This window comes from Mucilaginibacter sp. 5C4 (assembly GCF_034345625.1).
GTDB classification, from domain to species: Bacteria; Bacteroidota; Bacteroidia; order Sphingobacteriales; family Sphingobacteriaceae; genus Mucilaginibacter; species Mucilaginibacter aurantiaciroseus.
The window spans coordinates 1,668,620-1,684,739 of record NZ_CP133775.1 but is presented as its reverse complement, the minus strand read 5'-3'; the positions used below and the strand labels follow the sequence as shown (position 1 = coordinate 1,684,739).

17 protein-coding genes and 1 tRNA gene are annotated in these 16,120 nt (G+C 43.1%); 8 read left to right on the top strand and 10 right to left on the bottom strand.

Annotated features, from left to right (window positions below; all coding sequences use genetic code 11):
• The first annotated feature begins 26 nt into the window (after nt 1-26).
• Nucleotides 27-197: a hypothetical protein gene (locus RHM67_RS07925; protein WP_322231576.1), complete on the top strand. Its 171-nt coding sequence runs from the start codon at nt 27-29 to the stop codon at nt 195-197.
• Here the strand turns inward: RHM67_RS07925 and RHM67_RS07920 are convergent.
• Complete coding sequence (locus RHM67_RS07920) at nt 194-451, bottom strand: hypothetical protein (protein ID WP_322231575.1); 258 nt, start codon at nt 449-451, stop codon at nt 194-196. The two genes, RHM67_RS07925 and RHM67_RS07920, sit on opposite strands and share 4 nt — an antisense overlap.
• A gap of 99 nt (nt 452-550) precedes the next feature.
• On the opposite strand from RHM67_RS07920, the gene RHM67_RS07915 reads away from it, so the two are divergent.
• A complete protein-coding gene (locus RHM67_RS07915) occupies nt 551-787 on the top strand; it encodes a hypothetical protein (RefSeq protein ID WP_322231574.1) in 237 nt (78 codons plus the stop codon).
• Between the two features lie 261 nt (nt 788-1,048).
• Here RHM67_RS07915 and RHM67_RS07910 read toward each other — a convergent pair.
• The 3 genes from RHM67_RS07910 to RHM67_RS07900 all read right to left on the bottom strand — a co-directional run bounded on the left by RHM67_RS07910 (nt 1,049) and on the right by RHM67_RS07900 (nt 1,622).
• Nucleotides 1,049-1,122 (bottom strand) — tRNA-Arg (locus RHM67_RS07910).
• A 72-nt stretch (nt 1,123-1,194) separates the two neighbouring features.
• The gene (locus tag RHM67_RS07905) at nt 1,195-1,335 is read right to left on the bottom strand and encodes a hypothetical protein (RefSeq protein WP_322231573.1); all 141 of its coding nucleotides are present in this window, start codon (nt 1,333-1,335) and stop codon (nt 1,195-1,197) included.
• A 92-nt stretch (nt 1,336-1,427) separates the two neighbouring features.
• Nucleotides 1,428-1,622: a BLUF domain-containing protein gene (locus RHM67_RS07900; protein WP_322231572.1), complete on the bottom strand. Its 195-nt coding sequence runs from the start codon at nt 1,620-1,622 to the stop codon at nt 1,428-1,430.
• A gap of 415 nt (nt 1,623-2,037) precedes the next feature.
• On the opposite strand from RHM67_RS07900, the gene RHM67_RS07895 reads away from it, so the two are divergent.
• Nucleotides 2,038-2,898 (top strand): N-acetylglucosamine kinase, encoded by an 861-nt coding sequence (locus tag RHM67_RS07895; RefSeq protein WP_322231571.1) that lies wholly within the window; start codon nt 2,038-2,040, stop codon nt 2,896-2,898.
• A gap of 175 nt (nt 2,899-3,073) precedes the next feature.
• On the opposite strand, the gene RHM67_RS07890 is transcribed toward RHM67_RS07895, so the two are convergent.
• Nucleotides 3,074-3,769, bottom strand: coding sequence for an NUDIX hydrolase (locus RHM67_RS07890; RefSeq protein ID WP_322231570.1), 696 nt, complete (start codon nt 3,767-3,769; stop codon nt 3,074-3,076).
• Between the two features lie 130 nt (nt 3,770-3,899).
• On the opposite strand from RHM67_RS07890, the gene pfkA reads away from it, so the two are divergent.
• The 5 genes from pfkA to RHM67_RS07865 all read left to right on the top strand — a co-directional run bounded on the left by pfkA (nt 3,900) and on the right by RHM67_RS07865 (nt 9,890).
• Nucleotides 3,900-4,886: a 6-phosphofructokinase gene (pfkA, locus tag RHM67_RS07885; RefSeq protein ID WP_322231569.1), complete on the top strand. Its 987-nt coding sequence runs from the start codon at nt 3,900-3,902 to the stop codon at nt 4,884-4,886.
• Complete coding sequence (locus RHM67_RS07880) at nt 4,886-5,734, top strand: hypothetical protein (RefSeq protein WP_322231568.1); 849 nt, start codon at nt 4,886-4,888, stop codon at nt 5,732-5,734. The genes pfkA and RHM67_RS07880 overlap by 1 nt, the downstream gene beginning before the upstream one ends.
• Nucleotides 5,735-5,739: 5 nt before the next feature.
• Nucleotides 5,740-6,735: a type I glyceraldehyde-3-phosphate dehydrogenase gene (gap, locus tag RHM67_RS07875; protein ID WP_322231566.1), complete on the top strand. Its 996-nt coding sequence runs from the start codon at nt 5,740-5,742 to the stop codon at nt 6,733-6,735.
• A gap of 141 nt (nt 6,736-6,876) precedes the next feature.
• On the top strand, nt 6,877-8,895 hold the full coding sequence (locus RHM67_RS07870; protein ID WP_322231565.1) for a M13 family metallopeptidase: 2,019 nt from the start codon (nt 6,877-6,879) through the stop codon (nt 8,893-8,895).
• A 116-nt stretch (nt 8,896-9,011) separates the two neighbouring features.
• The gene (locus tag RHM67_RS07865; RefSeq protein ID WP_322231564.1) at nt 9,012-9,890 is read left to right on the top strand and encodes a polyphosphate kinase 2 family protein; all 879 of its coding nucleotides are present in this window, start codon (nt 9,012-9,014) and stop codon (nt 9,888-9,890) included.
• Nucleotides 9,891-9,941: 51 nt separating this feature from the next.
• Here the strand turns inward: RHM67_RS07865 and RHM67_RS07860 are convergent, their stop codons facing one another.
• The 5 genes from RHM67_RS07860 to RHM67_RS07840 all read right to left on the bottom strand — a co-directional run bounded on the left by RHM67_RS07860 (nt 9,942) and on the right by RHM67_RS07840 (nt 16,009).
• Nucleotides 9,942-10,652 carry an SDR family oxidoreductase gene (locus RHM67_RS07860; RefSeq protein WP_322231563.1) on the bottom strand — a complete coding sequence of 237 codons (711 nt, stop codon included), beginning with the start codon at nt 10,650-10,652 and terminating at the stop codon, nt 9,942-9,944.
• On the bottom strand, nt 10,631-10,810 hold the full coding sequence (locus tag RHM67_RS07855) for a hypothetical protein (RefSeq protein WP_322231562.1): 180 nt from the start codon (nt 10,808-10,810) through the stop codon (nt 10,631-10,633). The genes RHM67_RS07860 and RHM67_RS07855 overlap by 22 nt, the downstream gene beginning before the upstream one ends.
• Before the next feature lie 116 nt (nt 10,811-10,926).
• Nucleotides 10,927-11,118 (bottom strand): hypothetical protein, encoded by a 192-nt coding sequence (locus RHM67_RS07850; RefSeq protein ID WP_252758323.1) that lies wholly within the window; start codon nt 11,116-11,118, stop codon nt 10,927-10,929.
• A 1-nt stretch (nt 11,119) separates the two neighbouring features.
• Nucleotides 11,120-13,276 carry a 1,4-alpha-glucan branching protein GlgB gene (glgB, locus tag RHM67_RS07845; protein ID WP_322231561.1) on the bottom strand — a complete coding sequence of 719 codons (2,157 nt, stop codon included), beginning with the start codon at nt 13,274-13,276 and terminating at the stop codon, nt 11,120-11,122.
• 252 nt (nt 13,277-13,528) lie between these two features.
• A complete protein-coding gene (locus RHM67_RS07840; protein WP_322231560.1) occupies nt 13,529-16,009 on the bottom strand; it encodes a glycoside hydrolase family 31 protein in 2,481 nt (826 codons plus the stop codon).
• Nucleotides 16,010-16,120 lie beyond the last annotated feature (111 nt).

Sequence of the window (16,120 nt, the reverse complement as noted above, 5' to 3'; positions counted from 1 at the left end):
CCTTTTGGCGGGTATGTTAATTACACATGAGCAAAAAACATCAAACCATCCCCAACGAACCTGAGGAAATGCCTACCCCAAAACCTCAACCCGAAATACAACAACCTGAAGACCCTAAAACGCCGGAGATACCAAAGGAAAGCCCTGATGAATTACCGGATGAGATACTGCCGGAGAGGGGTAATAATAACAGTTAAATATCTTCCCGCAAACCCTTAGAATGATAATCCTCGATCTTATCCGCCAACAAATGGAGTATGTCTTCGGCAATATGGCCGGGGTTTTGGCAGATGTGTAAAAGGTGATGTTTATCTGGTTCAAAACTGGCTACATAAACGCCATTTTCAAATACACGGTATTTACAATGTCCGTCATCGTAGTGCGGATACTCCCCTACTTCAAACTGGTGCGTTTCGGTATCCCTGGTTACTGCTATCTGATAATTCTCCATATGTTCATAACTATTCAAAAACGCTATTGTTTATTTATAAACGGGGCACGGGTTTTGTATTACCCTGATCATGAACGGACTATAAAATATTTTGCCATTATGACCTCAAATGATTTTAACGCTTTAAAATACTACGAAAAAACAGAAGCTGTTTTAAATGGCACTTTTTTGGCCGACCGCCTTAACGATCATCATTACATTAAACTATACAACCTAAATAGTTTTTACGTGGAAGTTTTTTTTGACGACCGCAGCCACCTCATCACCCACTTCCGCGCCTTTGACCACACGCTTTTTGTGCTACCCTATTTGAACGACCTGCAGATTGCTGTTTAAAGCGTAAATTACACCAAAGCTTTATTTTACAAGTCTGCTATAATTATCTGCCGGTGTTTTCTACCCAATCAGCAAGATCCTTAATTATGGTTTGCAATGTTTTACCATACTCTGATATACCCCGAAAAGTTCACATATGAGGATTTGAAAGTTCGAACAGCGAAAACAAGAGAGATATTTAGTTTTATTTACCTGATAAACAGAAATTTAAGAGGAAAAAAAATGGGACAACGACCAGAAATCCTGTGTTGTCCCAAGAGGTGATCCCAATAGGATTCGAACCTATGACCTACAGATTAGAAATCTGTTGCTCTATCCAGCTGAGCTATGGGACCATCGCGTTTTTTTCGCGGTGCAAATATGCTAAAAATGGTTGGAAAAGGCAATAGCTAAATTCAAATCGGCGGCTATGGTTTGCAGCTTTCAAAAAAAGCTTTCAGCATAACTATGGGTTTGCGGCGGTCGTTAGGGTCAAAACTGATGTTATGCGGGCTTATAAATTCCTTAACTTTTGCGAGATCGGTACCCGAAACGGCATCAAAAGCCATCACCCAATCGGTAAAATGCGCCTTTTCATAGGCTCCTCGGCAGTTTTGATTACGCAGGTATGCCGTTTATCTATCTCTATTTTGTGGTAAATTTATTTAACAGGGTCTTCATATCCTTCTAAAACCTGCATAAATGCACCATCGTTATAAAGCAGCAAGCCGGTTATGCCCACCCGGATATTATTATCCCGGCTTTCTTTTAAAAGATCTTTCAACTGTTTGGTTGTAAATGGTTTACAGCCGCGCTTACATAAACAATGTAATGCATAACAATAGTATTTAGGCATCGGTAAATATTACCCAATCATATTTATTGCAGGCTCAAAATCAAACGGGTGCAAACCTTTCGTTTAAAACAGGGGGTAACAAAACATCAGTAATAAAATTTTTTATCGTCACAAAAAACACCACCCATTATTTTTTGTCAAAATATTACATATAATTGCATTCAATTATAAACCGGCGTTGTACAATTAACACAGTGCTTTATATGTAAAACTGACAAGTATTTTTTTATGATTTAACTTATTAATAAGGCCTTTTGCCAAAATTTATTTTTTGGTAAAAAAGTTAAGTATTGTGCACATACACACAGAATTAACCCTGGCTTTACAACGATTTTACTTTTTAAAGTTAGGAAGTGTTTTTTTTACAATAAGTTAATCATATTTTTAACCTAATTTTTTTTCTAAAACTTATTTTATGATCATAATTGCTGACGGTGGCTCCACCAAAACAAACTGGTGTTTGGTTACCGAAGAAGGTAAAAAGGTGTATTTTAACACCGAGGGTTACAACCCTTATTTTTCGGGCACTGAGTACATCATTCAATCGTTGAACGAGAGCCTGCCTACCGATCTTGAGAAAGACAACATTACCGAGGTGAATTATTACGGCGCAGGCTGTTCTACCCCCGAGATGCGAAAGATCGTAGAGGATGCCATGTCGGCAGTTTTTACAAAATCTAAAGTTAATATTGGCCACGATCTGCTTGCTGCTGCCCGCGCTTTGCTTGGCAACAACGAGGGCTTTGCCGCTATTTTAGGCACAGGTACAAATACCTGCCTTTACGATGGTAAAGAAGTAATCAACAACATCGACTCGGGCGCATACATCCTTGGTGATGAAGGCAGCGGTTGCCATATTGGTAAAAAACTACTGGTTGATTACCTGCGCGGTTATATGCCCGAGGCTGTGCGTAAAAACTTTTGGGAAACCTTTAAGCTTACACCCGATGATATCAACGAAATTGTTTACACACAACCACGTGCAAACCGTTTTTGCGCAAGCTTTAGCAAATTTGTTTATGATAACATTGTAAACATCGAATACTCGCGCAACCTGGTACGTACCTCTTTCGAGGATTTCTTTAAAAACCTGGTTACGCATTATCCCGATTATCAAAAATACACGTTTAACTGTATAGGTTCTGTTGGTTACAACTTCCGCAACGTGTTGGAAGAAGTTTGTACCGAAAACGGCATGACGGTTGGTAACATCATCCGCTCGCCTATAGATAACCTGGTTAAATACCACTTAGATTTGGCACCAAGCCAGTTGTAAGGTTATAAGAATCAAGAGTCAAGACTGAAGAGTTAAGATAAAACAAAAGCCGCATCGATATCGATGCGGCTTTTTCATGTACTATATTTTTATTTCAATCTTAATTCCTGATTCTTGACCTCTTAGTTCCTCCTGTCTTGATTACTGATTCTTGACCTCTTGACTCTCTCCCCTCCTATTTATCAAGATTCAGATCATTCTGGAAGATCTTTGTGTACTTGCGGCGATCGAATTTATAGAGTTTGGCGGCACGGTACGATACACCTTTCTGCTTCTCGTCCAGCTCCTTCAAAAAGCCGTAACTCAGCATTTTTTTGCGGAAGTTACGCTTGTCAAGCTTTTTATTCAGCACTGCTTCGTAAAGCGATTGCAGTTGGGTAAGGGTAAATTTCTCGGGTAATAACTCAAACGCAATAGGCTGGTAATTTAACCTGCGGCGAATTTTGTTAAAACCTGTTTCAAAGATCTCGCTATGGTCAAACGCCAGTTTAGGCAATTCGTTCACCGGATGCCAAAATGCGGTTTTAGCGTACTGGGTAACCGGCTTAACTTCTTTTTGCCCGTTAATACGGATCAGCGCATAGTACGCCACGGTAATTACGCGGCCTTGCGGGTGCCGGTTAACTTCGCCAAAAGTATGAAACTGCTGCATATGCAGGTCGCGCAGGCCGGTAAGCTCGTACAGAATCCGTTCGGCAGCGTCGTCTATACTCTCATCTTGCTCAACAATATATCCGGGCAGGGCGAGCCAATCCTTAAACGGTTCCTCGTTACGTTCTATAAGTAATATTTTAAGCTCACCAGCTTCAAAACCAAATATGACACAGTCTATAGAAAAAACCGAGTTAAATGTAGGTAACTTTACTTCCAAGGGGAAAATGTATTTAGGTTAATTGTGCTTAAATATATTGCTTAATTTTTAATGTAAAAATAAATAAATAAATTTAATGGTGTAAATTTGACACACTATATTCGCACCTACAAATTTACCTAAGTAAATAATGCAAAAAATTTCAAAGATAGCAGTTCTTACTTCGGGCGGCGATGCACCAGGCATGAACCCGTGTATAAGGGCTGTTGTACGTACCGCTATATATAATGGCCTGCAGGTTGCAGGGATCCGCCAGGGATACCAGGGGCTTATCGAAAATAACATGTACGATATGAATACCCGGTCGGTAAGTAATATCTTAAACCTTGGTGGTACTATACTTAAAACTGCACGTTGCCTACCCTTTCGCACTGATGAGGGTATGGAACTTGCCTACCAAAACCTAAAAGCTAACGGTATTGATGGTATTGTGGTAATTGGTGGCGATGGTACTTTTACCGGCGCGCTACGTTTTTCTAAAAAATATCCGGACATAGCCGTTATTGGCGTACCGGGCACAATTGACAATGACCTTTACGGATCTACCTATACCTTGGGGTTTGATACCGCTACTAATACCGTTATTGAGGCTATTGATAAGATCCGCGATACGGCTGATGCGCACGACCGTTTGTTTTTTATAGAAGTAATGGGCCGCGACTCGGGCGCTATTGCCCTGCGTGCAGGCATTTCTTGTGGTGCAGAAGCTATTTTATTGCCCGAACGTGATACCGCTATTGATATGCTGATAGAGAATTTGAAGGCTGGTCAGTACAATAAAAAATCATCAAGCATTGTAATTGTAGCTGAGGGAGATAAGAGCGGCGGTGCTTATGACCTTGCCGAAGTTGTTAGAAAACAAATCAAGTTTTACGATATAAAAGTTACTATATTAGGCCACTTGCAACGTGGCGGAAGCCCATCAGCATTTGACCGTATTTTGGGCAGCCGTTTAGGCTTTGCAGCTGTTAACGCCATGATAGATGGCTCGACACAAATGATGGTTGGACTTGAAGCCAACCACATAAAATTAACAAGCCTTGAGGAGGCCTTAACCCAGCATCAGTTTAAGTTAGAAGACGACCTGATGCTGATGGCAGATATATTATCAATTTAATGATTGCAGTTGTTTATAGTGGATCTAACAATGCCGGCTGGCGATTAGCCTACAAGGGAAGGACGGTTGCCTCGTTCAATACCGCCGCTATTAACCCCTATTTTAACGACGAAAAATACATCGTTCAGCTCTTCAACAAAAACATAAACCTTATACACCACGCAGAAGAAATAAAACGGATCTATTTTTTTGGTGCAGGCGCATCATCAGATGAACTAAAACAGGTGGTATATAACGCCTTCGCAGCATTTTTTAAGTTTGCTAAAATTACCGTTGGGCACGATATTGAGGCCGCGGCCATTGCCTGCTGCCGTAACGTCCCGGGTATTGTAAGCATTTGCGCAAGCGGAAGCAACGCCGCCTGGTACGATGGCAAAAAGGTAAAACCAAACAATTACGGCTTAGGTTATATACTGGCCGACGAAGGATCGGGCAACTGGTTGGGCAGGCAGCTCATAAAAGGTTTTATGAACGAAACTTTGCCGGCAAACATCCGCAAAAAGTTTGTGCAGAAGTATGATGCCGACCGTAAAACTCTGCTTGAAAAAGTATATCGCCAAAAACAGCCGGCTTTGTTCCTGAGCTCGTTCAGCGATTTTTTCCTGGAGAATAAACAAGACCCTTACATAAAAAACGTTATCACTACAGGCTTTAGCAAACTGATACAAACTTACCTGGTACCTCTGAACAAACAGCACCCGGGAGCTTCTGTACATTTTGCGGGATCGGTAGCAGCCAACTTTCAGGATTACCTGTATGAGGCTGCCGAGGGTACCGGGATAACGATAACGGATATTATAAAAGAACCCATAAACCATTTATTGACGTATTATTCTAATAAAAATTAAAAATCATGAAAATAGGAATCAACGGCTTCGGCCGTATCGGTCGCTTAGCTTTTAGGGCCGCAATTGAAAGACCAGATGTTGAAGTTGTAGGTATTAACGATTTAGTTGAGCCTGATTACATGGCTTACATGTTGAAATACGACTCAACCCACGGCCAGTTCAAAGGCACTATCGCTGTAGAAGGCGGCCATTTGGTAGTAAACGGAAAAACCATCCGTGTAACTGCCGAAAAAGACCCTGCAAACCTTAAATGGAATGAAGTAGGTGCAGAAGTTATTATCGAGTCTACAGGTTTATTTTTAACCATAGATACTGCACAAAAACATATTGATGCCGGCGCTAAAAAAGTGGTTATGAGCGCACCTGCAAAGGATGATACCCCTACATTTGTAATGGGTGTAAACCATAAGCTTTTAAAAGCAGATCAAACTATCGTGTCAAACGCATCATGTACTACCAACTGTTTAGCGCCTATCGCTAAAGTGTTAGATGATAAATTTGGTATCGAAGAAGGTTTGATGACTACTGTACACGCGGTTACAGCTACTCAAAAAACAGTTGATGGCCCATCGCACAAAGACTGGAGAGGCGGCCGTGGTGCTTACCAGAACATTATCCCTTCATCAACAGGTGCTGCTAAAGCGGTTGGTTTAGTTTTACCTCAGTTAAAAGGTAAATTAACAGGTATGTCGTTCCGTGTCCCGGTTGCTGATGTTTCTGTAGTTGACTTAGTTGTACGTTTAAAAACTTCTGCTACTTACGAAGACATTAAAGCTGCAATGAAAGAAGCATCAGAAGGCGAACTTAAAGGCATTTTAGGTTATACCGAAGATGAAGTTGTATCTGAAGACTTTAAAGGTGATGCACGCACATCAATTTTTGATGCAAAAGCAGGTATCGCACTTAACGATAAATTTGTTAAGGTTGTATCCTGGTACGATAACGAGTGGGGTTACTCAAACAAACTGATCGATCTTGTTCAGGAAATTGGCAAACTATAAGTTTATCTAAACCCTAATATTTAAAAGCCCTCCCAACTAATTGTTTGGAGGGCTTCTTTGCTTATAAGAATTGCTATGCGGATTATGAGGCTAGTATTTGAGACATCATCTACATTTATTACCTTTAAACAAATCTTATTTATGAAAAAATTATTTACGCTGTGTTTAATGTTAGCGCTTTTTAGCGTAGGCCACCATGCTATTGCCCAGCACAAAACGTTTGTAGATGTAGCAGGTTTGGATCCCGCTATTAAGCCGGGCGACAATTTCTTTAGATACGTTAACGCACGCTGGTATGACACCGTGAAGATAGCTAACGACCAGGCGGGTGTGGGTTCTTACTCATTTCTGAATATTCCGCAAAAACTTTTACTGCAAAACATCCTGGATAGTGTTTCAAAAGCTAAAAATACAACAGGTAGCATCGACCAAAAGGTAGGAGATTTTTACGCTTCGGGTATGGATATGGCAACCATTGACCGTAGGGGATACGAGCCTGTTAAAGCTATATTGGCGCGCATTGACGCAATAAATAGTGTACCGGCGTTGCTTAAATTTGTAGCCATTGAGATGGCGTCGGGCAACCGGTCTGTGATCAACTTCGGCATATCTCCCGATAATAAAAACAGCTCCATCAATATTGCCCATGTGTACCAGGGCGGTATCGGCTTGCCGGAAAAGGGCTACTACTTCAAAACCGATTCGGCAACACTACAAGTTCAAAAGGCCTATAAAACTTACATCAGCACTTTATTTCAGTTGACAGGAAGCACGCGCGTTGTGGCAACCAAAAATGCAGATATCACTTATGGTATTGAAAAACAATTGGCCTATAGTAGTAAAACTAATGTAGAATTAAGAGATGTTAACGCGAATTTCAACAAGGTAGCAGTTGCTGCTATAGGCAAAAAGCAGGCTAATATAAACTGGAAGACGTTACTTGGCAATTTAGGAGCGGCCACAGATTCGATCGATATGGCCCAGCCCACTTATTATGACAAGCTAAATGCAATGCTGAGAGTTGTTAGTATTGCAAGCTGGAAAGCTTATTTAAAAGCCGCTACACTACAAAACTACGCTGACAGGCTTAACCAGCCGTTTGTTGATGCCTCGTTCACCTTCAACAAGGTTTTGTCAGGAGAGGATACGCAAAAGTCCCGCAGGCAGATTATGACGGCAAACGTAGATAATATGTTGGGGCAAGCTTTGGGCCAACTGTATGTAAAGCGATATTTTAATGAAGATGCCAAAAAGCGCGTACTGGCATTGGTCAACAATTTACAAAAAGCATTTGAGAACAGGATAAACCAGTTAGACTGGATGAGCGACAGTACAAAGCAAAAGGCTAAAGAGAAGTTGTATACTTTTACGAAGAAGATAGGTTACCCGGATAAGTGGCGCAATTACGACAAGGTACAGGTCAGCAGGACTAAATTTTTTGAAAATACCCTATCGCTTAACAAAAATGATTTTCAGTTTGAACTGGCAAAGTTGAACAAGCCGGTTGATAAAACAGAATGGGGAACAACACCATCTACAGTAACAGCATATTATAACCCTCCTGTTAACGAAATTGTGTTCCCCGCGGGTATCCTGCAATATCCTTATTTTGACTTCTCGGCAGACGACGCTATCAATTACGGTGGTATCGGCATGGTGATCGGCCATGAGATGACCCACGCTTTTGACGATCAGGGTGCCCAGTATGATAAAGACGGCAACGTAAAAAACTGGTGGACTAAAGAAGACTTACGCAAGTTTAAAGAAAAAACAATGCAGCTTTCTAACCTGTATAGTTCGTTCACCGTTTTGGATACGGTACATATTAAAGGGCCGTTAACATTAGGAGAAAATACGGCAGACAATGGCGGAGTAGCCATCGCTTATGATGCGTTTAAAATGACTAAACAAGGTAAAAGCGATGACAAGATAGATGGCTTTACGCCCGATCAGCGCTTCTTTTTATCAATAGCCAGGATCTGGCGCGTGAAAACAAGGGATGCTTTTCTGCGCACCTACGTAAACACTAATCCGCATTCACCGGCTATGTGGCGGGTAAACGGCCCGTTGATGAATTTTGCTCCTTTTTACAAGGCTTTTAACATTCAGCCCGGCGATAAAAACTATAAAGCCGAAAACGAAAGAGTACGGATCTGGTAAGTTAAAGATCAAAAATCGTGCTTACCAAACCCTCAAAATAAATGTTTTGAGGGTTTGGTTTTAAAGGTTCATACTGGTTCAAACATTCTCCCCTCTTTCAAACTTATTACCTATATATGAAAGACATTATCAATCGTTTTAAAATAACCAATACCAAAAACTTTAAATTAAAAGATTTTGATACCGATGACACCGCCGGTTATGAAAAGGATAACTCGGAAGAATTACTGGCCGACCTGATCGAAAAAATCGCTAAGCTACAAAACGAGCTTTATGCGGCTAATAGTAAATCCCTGCTCATTATCTTCCAGGCGATGGATGCGGCAGGGAAGGATAGCGCGATAGCGCACACTATGACGGGACTGAACCCGCAGGGTTGCCGGGTTTATAGCTTTAAGCAGCCAACATCCGAAGATTATGAGCACGATTTTTTATGGCGACATTACAAGGCCCTGCCCGAGCGTGGCAGCATTGGCATCCATAACCGTTCGCATTACGAGAATGTACTGGTTACTAAGGTACACCCCGAGTATATCCTGAAAGAGCATATCCCCGGCATCACCAAAGTAAAAGACATCGGCCAAAAATTCTGGGACCAACGCTACCAAAGCATCCGCGATTTTGAAAAACACCAAAGCGAAAATGGGACGGTGATCATCAAGTTCTTTCTGCATCTATCTAAAGACGAGCAAAAGAAGCGCTTCCTGAAACGCATTGAAGACCCGGAAAAGAACTGGAAGTTTGCATCCGGCGATGTTAAGGAGCGCGCCTTATGGGACGATTATATGAATGCCTACGAAACAGCCATCAAAGAAACCAGCACCGACGATAACCTATGGTATGTGGTACCGGCCGATAAGAAATGGTTTACACGGGTAGCTATTTCAACCATCGTTGCGCAAACCTTAAAAGATATGAAACCGCAGTTTCCTGTTTTGCCTAAGGAGGAAATGGACCAACTGGCAGAGACTAAGAGGATTTTGGAGGAGGAATAACCCTTTTGCGTCATTGAGGAGCGTAGCAACTTGGCAATGACTATTGGTGAATTACCAAGGCGTAACCCCATAATCACTAAAGTAGCCACCTGTTGGGCCATCCTTGTCGATCATAGCGTATTTCACGATTGGTATTGCATCAATCTCAACCGTTTTGTAACCCTGGTTATTGTTAAAATCTGTTTTGGTGTAACCCGGGTTTACAGCGTTTACCCTAAGTTTTTTCAACTCATAAGCTAACGCGATAGTATAACCATTCAATGCGCTTTTTGATGGGCCGTAAGCCGCGGTTTTACCATCATAATGCCTCCAGGTCTTATCAGTGTGTAGGCCAAGAGAACCAAGGTCTGAGTTAACATTCACAATCCTTGGGTTTGGTGCGTTTTGCATCAATGGCACAAATGCCTTTGTTACACGGGCAACACCAATCACATTAACCTCATATACTTCTTTAAAGGTTTCTATAGGAGTTTCCAATACTGGCTGAGGGATGCTACCGGGGATACCCGCGTTGTTGATCAGCACATCTAAATGGTTTATCTTTTTAGCCAACTCATCATATGCCTGCTGTACCGACTCATCGCTTACAACGTCAATTACAACTAATTCAACATTACTTAAGCCTTCGCTGTGCAGTTGCGACACAGCTTCGTCGCCACGTTGCTTATCGCGGCAGCCTAAGCCTGCGTTTGCCAGTTGGCGAGCGGTTTCCAAGCCAATACCTTTATTAGCGCCGGTTATTAATACTGTCTGTTTTTCCATAAAGCAAAACTAGGGTGCGGAAGCAGGAAAGCATCCTCTATGGTCACGTCGACGCCGTTAGCCTCGTGCACCCCTATCATGGTGGGTTTGCCGCCATCAATAGTTACTAAGGGGTAACTTCGGATAGTATGATTTTCGGTAGCTGGTAAACCGTACATGGTGCAAAGGTATTAAATATCAACATGTCATGCTGAGCTTGTCGAAGCACTATTCAAGAACCCCTCGCGCGCCCTTAGACAAGCTCAGGATGACCCAATTTATTTTAGATTTAGGCCTACATCAACTCCCCGTCATTCTTTACATGCCATGTTTTATAGGCCATGTAATAAAGCAAAAGGGTTGGGATCACATAAAAAAAAGCGCCGCCGCGGTTAAAATCCGGGTAAGCGGCTATGATGCTGTAGACCAATAAGGCAAGGGCAACGGTGCCCCCTATCAGATATAAATAAAAAAACTTACCAGCCATATTATTTAAGCTTTTTAGATTTTTTTGTTTCGGTTGATGCAGGCGCGGTAACGCGTTTAAATATAGCGGCACCCAATGGTGGCGTTTTTACTATGATCGAATTATCTTTTCCGTGCCAGTATTTTTCTTCGGTAGTTATCGGGTCGAAGTTGATCAAACCCGTACCCCAGAATCTTTCGGCATCTGAATTGAATACTTCCTGCCATTGGCCTGCTGCCGGTACGCCTATGCGGTAATCATAATGCACAACCGGGGTCATGTTCAGTACGATCACCAGGTCGTTATCCCTGTCAACACCTTTACGCATGTACACAATCACAGAATCATCCATGTTACCGGCGTCTATCCACTCAAAACCGTTCCAGTCGAACGCTTTCTCATACAGTGCAGGTTCGCTTTTATAAAGGTTGTTAATGGCTTTAACGGCTTCTTTGATGCCGTTATGGCTGGCATGCTCCAGCAAGTGCCAGTCTAACGATTTTTGATAATTCCATTCGGCAACCTGTCCAAACTCGCTGCCCATAAATAACAGCTTGGTGCCGGGATGGGTGTACATAAAACTATATAACAAACGCAGGTTAGCAAACTTCTGCCAGTCGTCGCCAGGCATTTTGTTCAGCATAGATCCTTTGCCATAAACCACCTCATCGTGCGAAAATGGTAGCATAAAGTTCTCGGTAAAGGCATACACCATACTAAATGTTAGCTGGTTTTGGTGGTATTTGCGGTGGATAGGATCGTGCGTAAAATAATCCAGTGTATCGTGCATCCAGCCCATCATCCACTTCATCCCAAAGCCAAGCCCGCCGGTATAAACCGGGCGACTAACACCTGTAAAAGAAGTAGATTCCTCCGCGATTGTTTGCACATCGGGGAAGTTGCTGTAAACCGTCGCGTTAAATTCTTTCAGGAATGATATCGCCTCCAGGTTCTCGTTACCACCAAATTCGTTGGGGTCCCATTCGCCGTGGTTACGCGAGTAATCCAGGTAAAGCATAGATGCTACGGCATCCACACGCAAACCATCTATATGGTATCGCTCCAGCCAAAATAGGGCGTTGCTTATTAAAAATGCGCGAACTTCATTACGCCCGTAGTTAAATATGTATGATTTCCAATCCGGGTGGAAGCCTTTCTTCAGATCGGCGTGTTCGTAAAGGTGCGTACCATCAAAATTGTAAAGGCCGTGCGCATCGCCGGGGAAGTGCGAAGGCACCCAATCCAGTATCACGCCTATTCCGGCTTCGTGGAATTTCTCTATCAGAAACATCAGATCCTGCGGTGTACCATAACGGCACGATGCCGCGAAAAAACCGGTGATCTGGTAGCCCCAGCTTGGGTAGTACGGATGCTCCATCAAAGGCATAAATTCTACATGCGTAAAGCCCATTTCCTTAACGTAAGGCACCAAGGTATCTGCCAGTTGGCGATAGCTCAAAAACTCTTCAGGACTTTCGGGGCTGCGTGCCCATGAGCCCAGGTGCATTTCGTAAACCGAGTATGGTTTATCTAAAGCAGTGTACTGGTAGCGGTTAGCCATCCAGTCCTGGTCTTTCCATTCGTAAAAAGTATCGGCAACAATGGATGCGGTACGCGGGGGCAATTCCCAGCGTAGGGCAAACGGGTCGCTTTTTTCCAGGTCTTCCCCTGTTGATGATTTGATGTAATATTTATAGGTTTCGCCAACGCCGATGTTTGGGATAAAACCTTCCCAGATGCCTGATGCATCCCAACGGTAATTCAGCGAGTGCGAACCTTTGTTCCAGCCGTTAAAGTTACCTATTACTGCTACGTACTGCGCGTTTGGCGCCCACACGGCAAAGTAAGTACCCACAACGCCCTTATGCTCCACCACGTGCGAACCAAATTTCTCGTACAGCTTAAAGTGCTTGCCCGATTTAAACAGGTCGATATCAAAGTCAGTAAAACGGCTGTAGGCTTCAACCGCTTTCAGTTCGTTGTTCTCGATGATCTCAAGTGGTTTTGATTTTTTAACGGTGGCAGTAGTTTTGGCAACAGCCGACTTTTTAGGAACCTTTATCTCTTCTGTCTTCGACGTAGTTTCTTTGGTAAAGGCTTTAGGCTTAGTTTCTTTTTTTGCCTTTATAGGTGCATGCTCTGTTTGTTCAGCATCGGGTTTAATTGTTTGCTTTGCCATAGTTACGGTAGCGACGTTGCGCGTAGGTTAGTTGGTTTACAGGATGCATGCTCCTGATGTATCAAATATATAATTATTGAACAGACAATAGTAGCAGATGTTTATTATTAAAGAAATATTTGAGTTTTTAAACCACAGAGAACACAAAGAAAAACCACAAAGCACACAAAGCTTGAACATTGGTTAAAGGAAAATCCTTTTGACCTTTGTGCAAAAAACTTAGTGTTGTTTGTGGTTAAATATTTAAAAGACCTATTTAAAGATCTCTATTTGTTTAAAGTTCTTGCTAAACTTAAACTCGTAGGTTTTATCAGAATTATAATTAATAGTTGGAATCTCTTTGCCATCGGCCACAATTTTTGATGGCTTAAACGGCAGGCCATTCAGTTTAATATGGTAGCCCTCATAACGTGGAGTGTATAAACCTTCCATGCTTTGTTTGATGGTTAGTTTATCAGCGTCACCTTTCACCACAAATTTTTTCTCGAGGTAAATATCCTGCTCATAAGCAAAAGTTTCGCCGTAATCTTCAAACAGGAACGAATTCACTTCGTAATCGCTGTAGTAGATATTCAGTTTTACTTCCTCAATTTCCTTTTCTCCGGTGTATTGCATTACAGGATATTCCGGGATCACCGAACCTGCTTTAACGAAGATCGGTATAATGTCAAGTGGCGTTGATACGTTCACCTCGCGGCCGCCATCAACCATTTCCAGGCTCCAGAAATCGTACCATTTGCCTTTTGGCAAGTATACATTGCGACTTTTCTGGCCCGGCTCCAATACCGGGCAAATCAGGATCTTGTCGCCATAAGTAAATTCGTCCTGGCGGAAGTGATTCGAAGCAACTTCCTGCTCCTGCATAACCATGGGCCTTAATATAGGGAAACCATAGCGGTGGTGCTCCCAAAACGCCGAGTATAAGTATGGTAATAGCTTATAGCGCAGCTCTATAAATTTACGGTTAATGGAGGTGAACGGTTCGCCAAAGCTCCATGGCTCACGCTCTTTGGTATCACCTGCAGAGTGTGCACGCATAAACGGCGAGAAGGTACCCATCTGGATCCAGCGGGTAAACAATTCGCCATCCGGCTCGCCGCTAAAACCGCCAATGTCCGTTCCGCAGAAAGAGATACCAGATACCGACAGCCTTTGCAGCTGGATGTTACCCAATTTTAAATGCTCCCATGATGCTACGTTATCGCCCGTCCAAACGGATGAATAGCGTTGCACGCCCGAGTAGCCCGCGCGGGTAATGGTGAACGGGCGCTTATTTTTCATTTGCTTGCGCAAACCTTCGTAAGTGGCGCGTACCATTTGCATACCATAGACGTTGTGTGCCTTACGGTGCGACCCGCGGTAACCATCGTATTGGTGACGTACATCATCCGGGAAGGTGCCCGAGCCAAATACTGCAGGCTCATTCATATCATTCCAAACACCGGCAACGCCTACTTCAACCAATTCGTCGAACAAACCGCCCCACCAGGCACGTACCTCGGGGTTGGTGAAATCAGGAAACTGGCAACGGCCCGGCCAAACGTGGCCTTCCATAAAGTAATCGTCGCAACGGCGACAGAAATATTTGTTCTCTTTACCTTCTTTAAACACCGAGTAATTATCATCAACACGGATACCCGGATCAATAATCACAACAGTTTTAAACCCGTTGGCAGCCAGGTCGGCTATCATTTTTTTAGGGTTAGGGAAGTATTTGGGGCTCCATGTAAAACAGCGGTAGCCGTCCATGTAGTCGATATCCAAATAAATCCCATCGCAAGGGATCCTGTTCTGGCGGAAACCATTTGCTATCACCCTTACTTTATTTTCGGGATAGTAGCTCCAGCGGCATTGGTGATAACCCAAAGCCCAAAGTGGCGGCATTGGGTGTGTACCGGTTAGCAGGTGGTAGTTTTTCACCACGTCCATCATGTGCGGGCCGTGGATGTAGTAGTATTGTAGCTCGCCGCCATCAGCCCAAAAGCTGGTTTTGGTAGTATCTTCGGCACCAAAGTCGAAGTGTGCTTTAAAGGTATTGTCGAAGAAAATTCCGTGGGCAATATTATCGCTCACGCTGATGTAGAACGGGATAGAGCGGTAAAGCGGATCCTGGTTAAAACCGAACGAATAAGCATCGGTGTTCCAGTTTTTTAAGCGTTTTCCGCGCAGGTTAAACTCGGTGGCCTTATCGCCAAGGCCGAAAAAGCTTTCGTCCTGCTCGCAGGTTTTGGTACAAAACACGTAGTAACCGCCAAACTGGGTGTTCTCTTCCCAGTGCATTGGCACCGCATCGGCGCTGGTCACATGGTCGTTCTTATCCGAAAACGAGATAAAGAAATCCTGCTTACGGATGTGGCAGTTTACAGATGGGGTTGATACCCTAAATTCGTGCTCGTTCTCCAGTAAAGTAAACTCGACTGCTTTTTGAGGCAACTCGGGTACCGCATAAGAAAACTCTTCCAGGAAAACGCTGTGGGGCGCCAGGCGTACGCGGATAATCTCGCTGGTTACTATGGTAACCTCTACCTTGGCATCTCCATCTGTAAAAAATATTTTATTGCCGGCTTGTTCGGCGTGGTTGGGGATGCCCAGGTATTTTTTAACAATGGGCTTTATACCATCGGCGGGGTTATTTAAGTGGTGAAATTCTTCATCCTCTTCTATCAAATCCTCCACCTGCAGCAATTTCGCCGTTATCAGTTCCGGGTTTGGGTCAGGTACATTTTCTGCCATATTCAATTCATTTCAATAGGCCTTACCGGCAAAGCCCTGTAAAGCAAGATTAATGTATCAGCTAATTAATTTTGTTAACAGCTAATAAACGATTATTTCCTGAAATTTCAA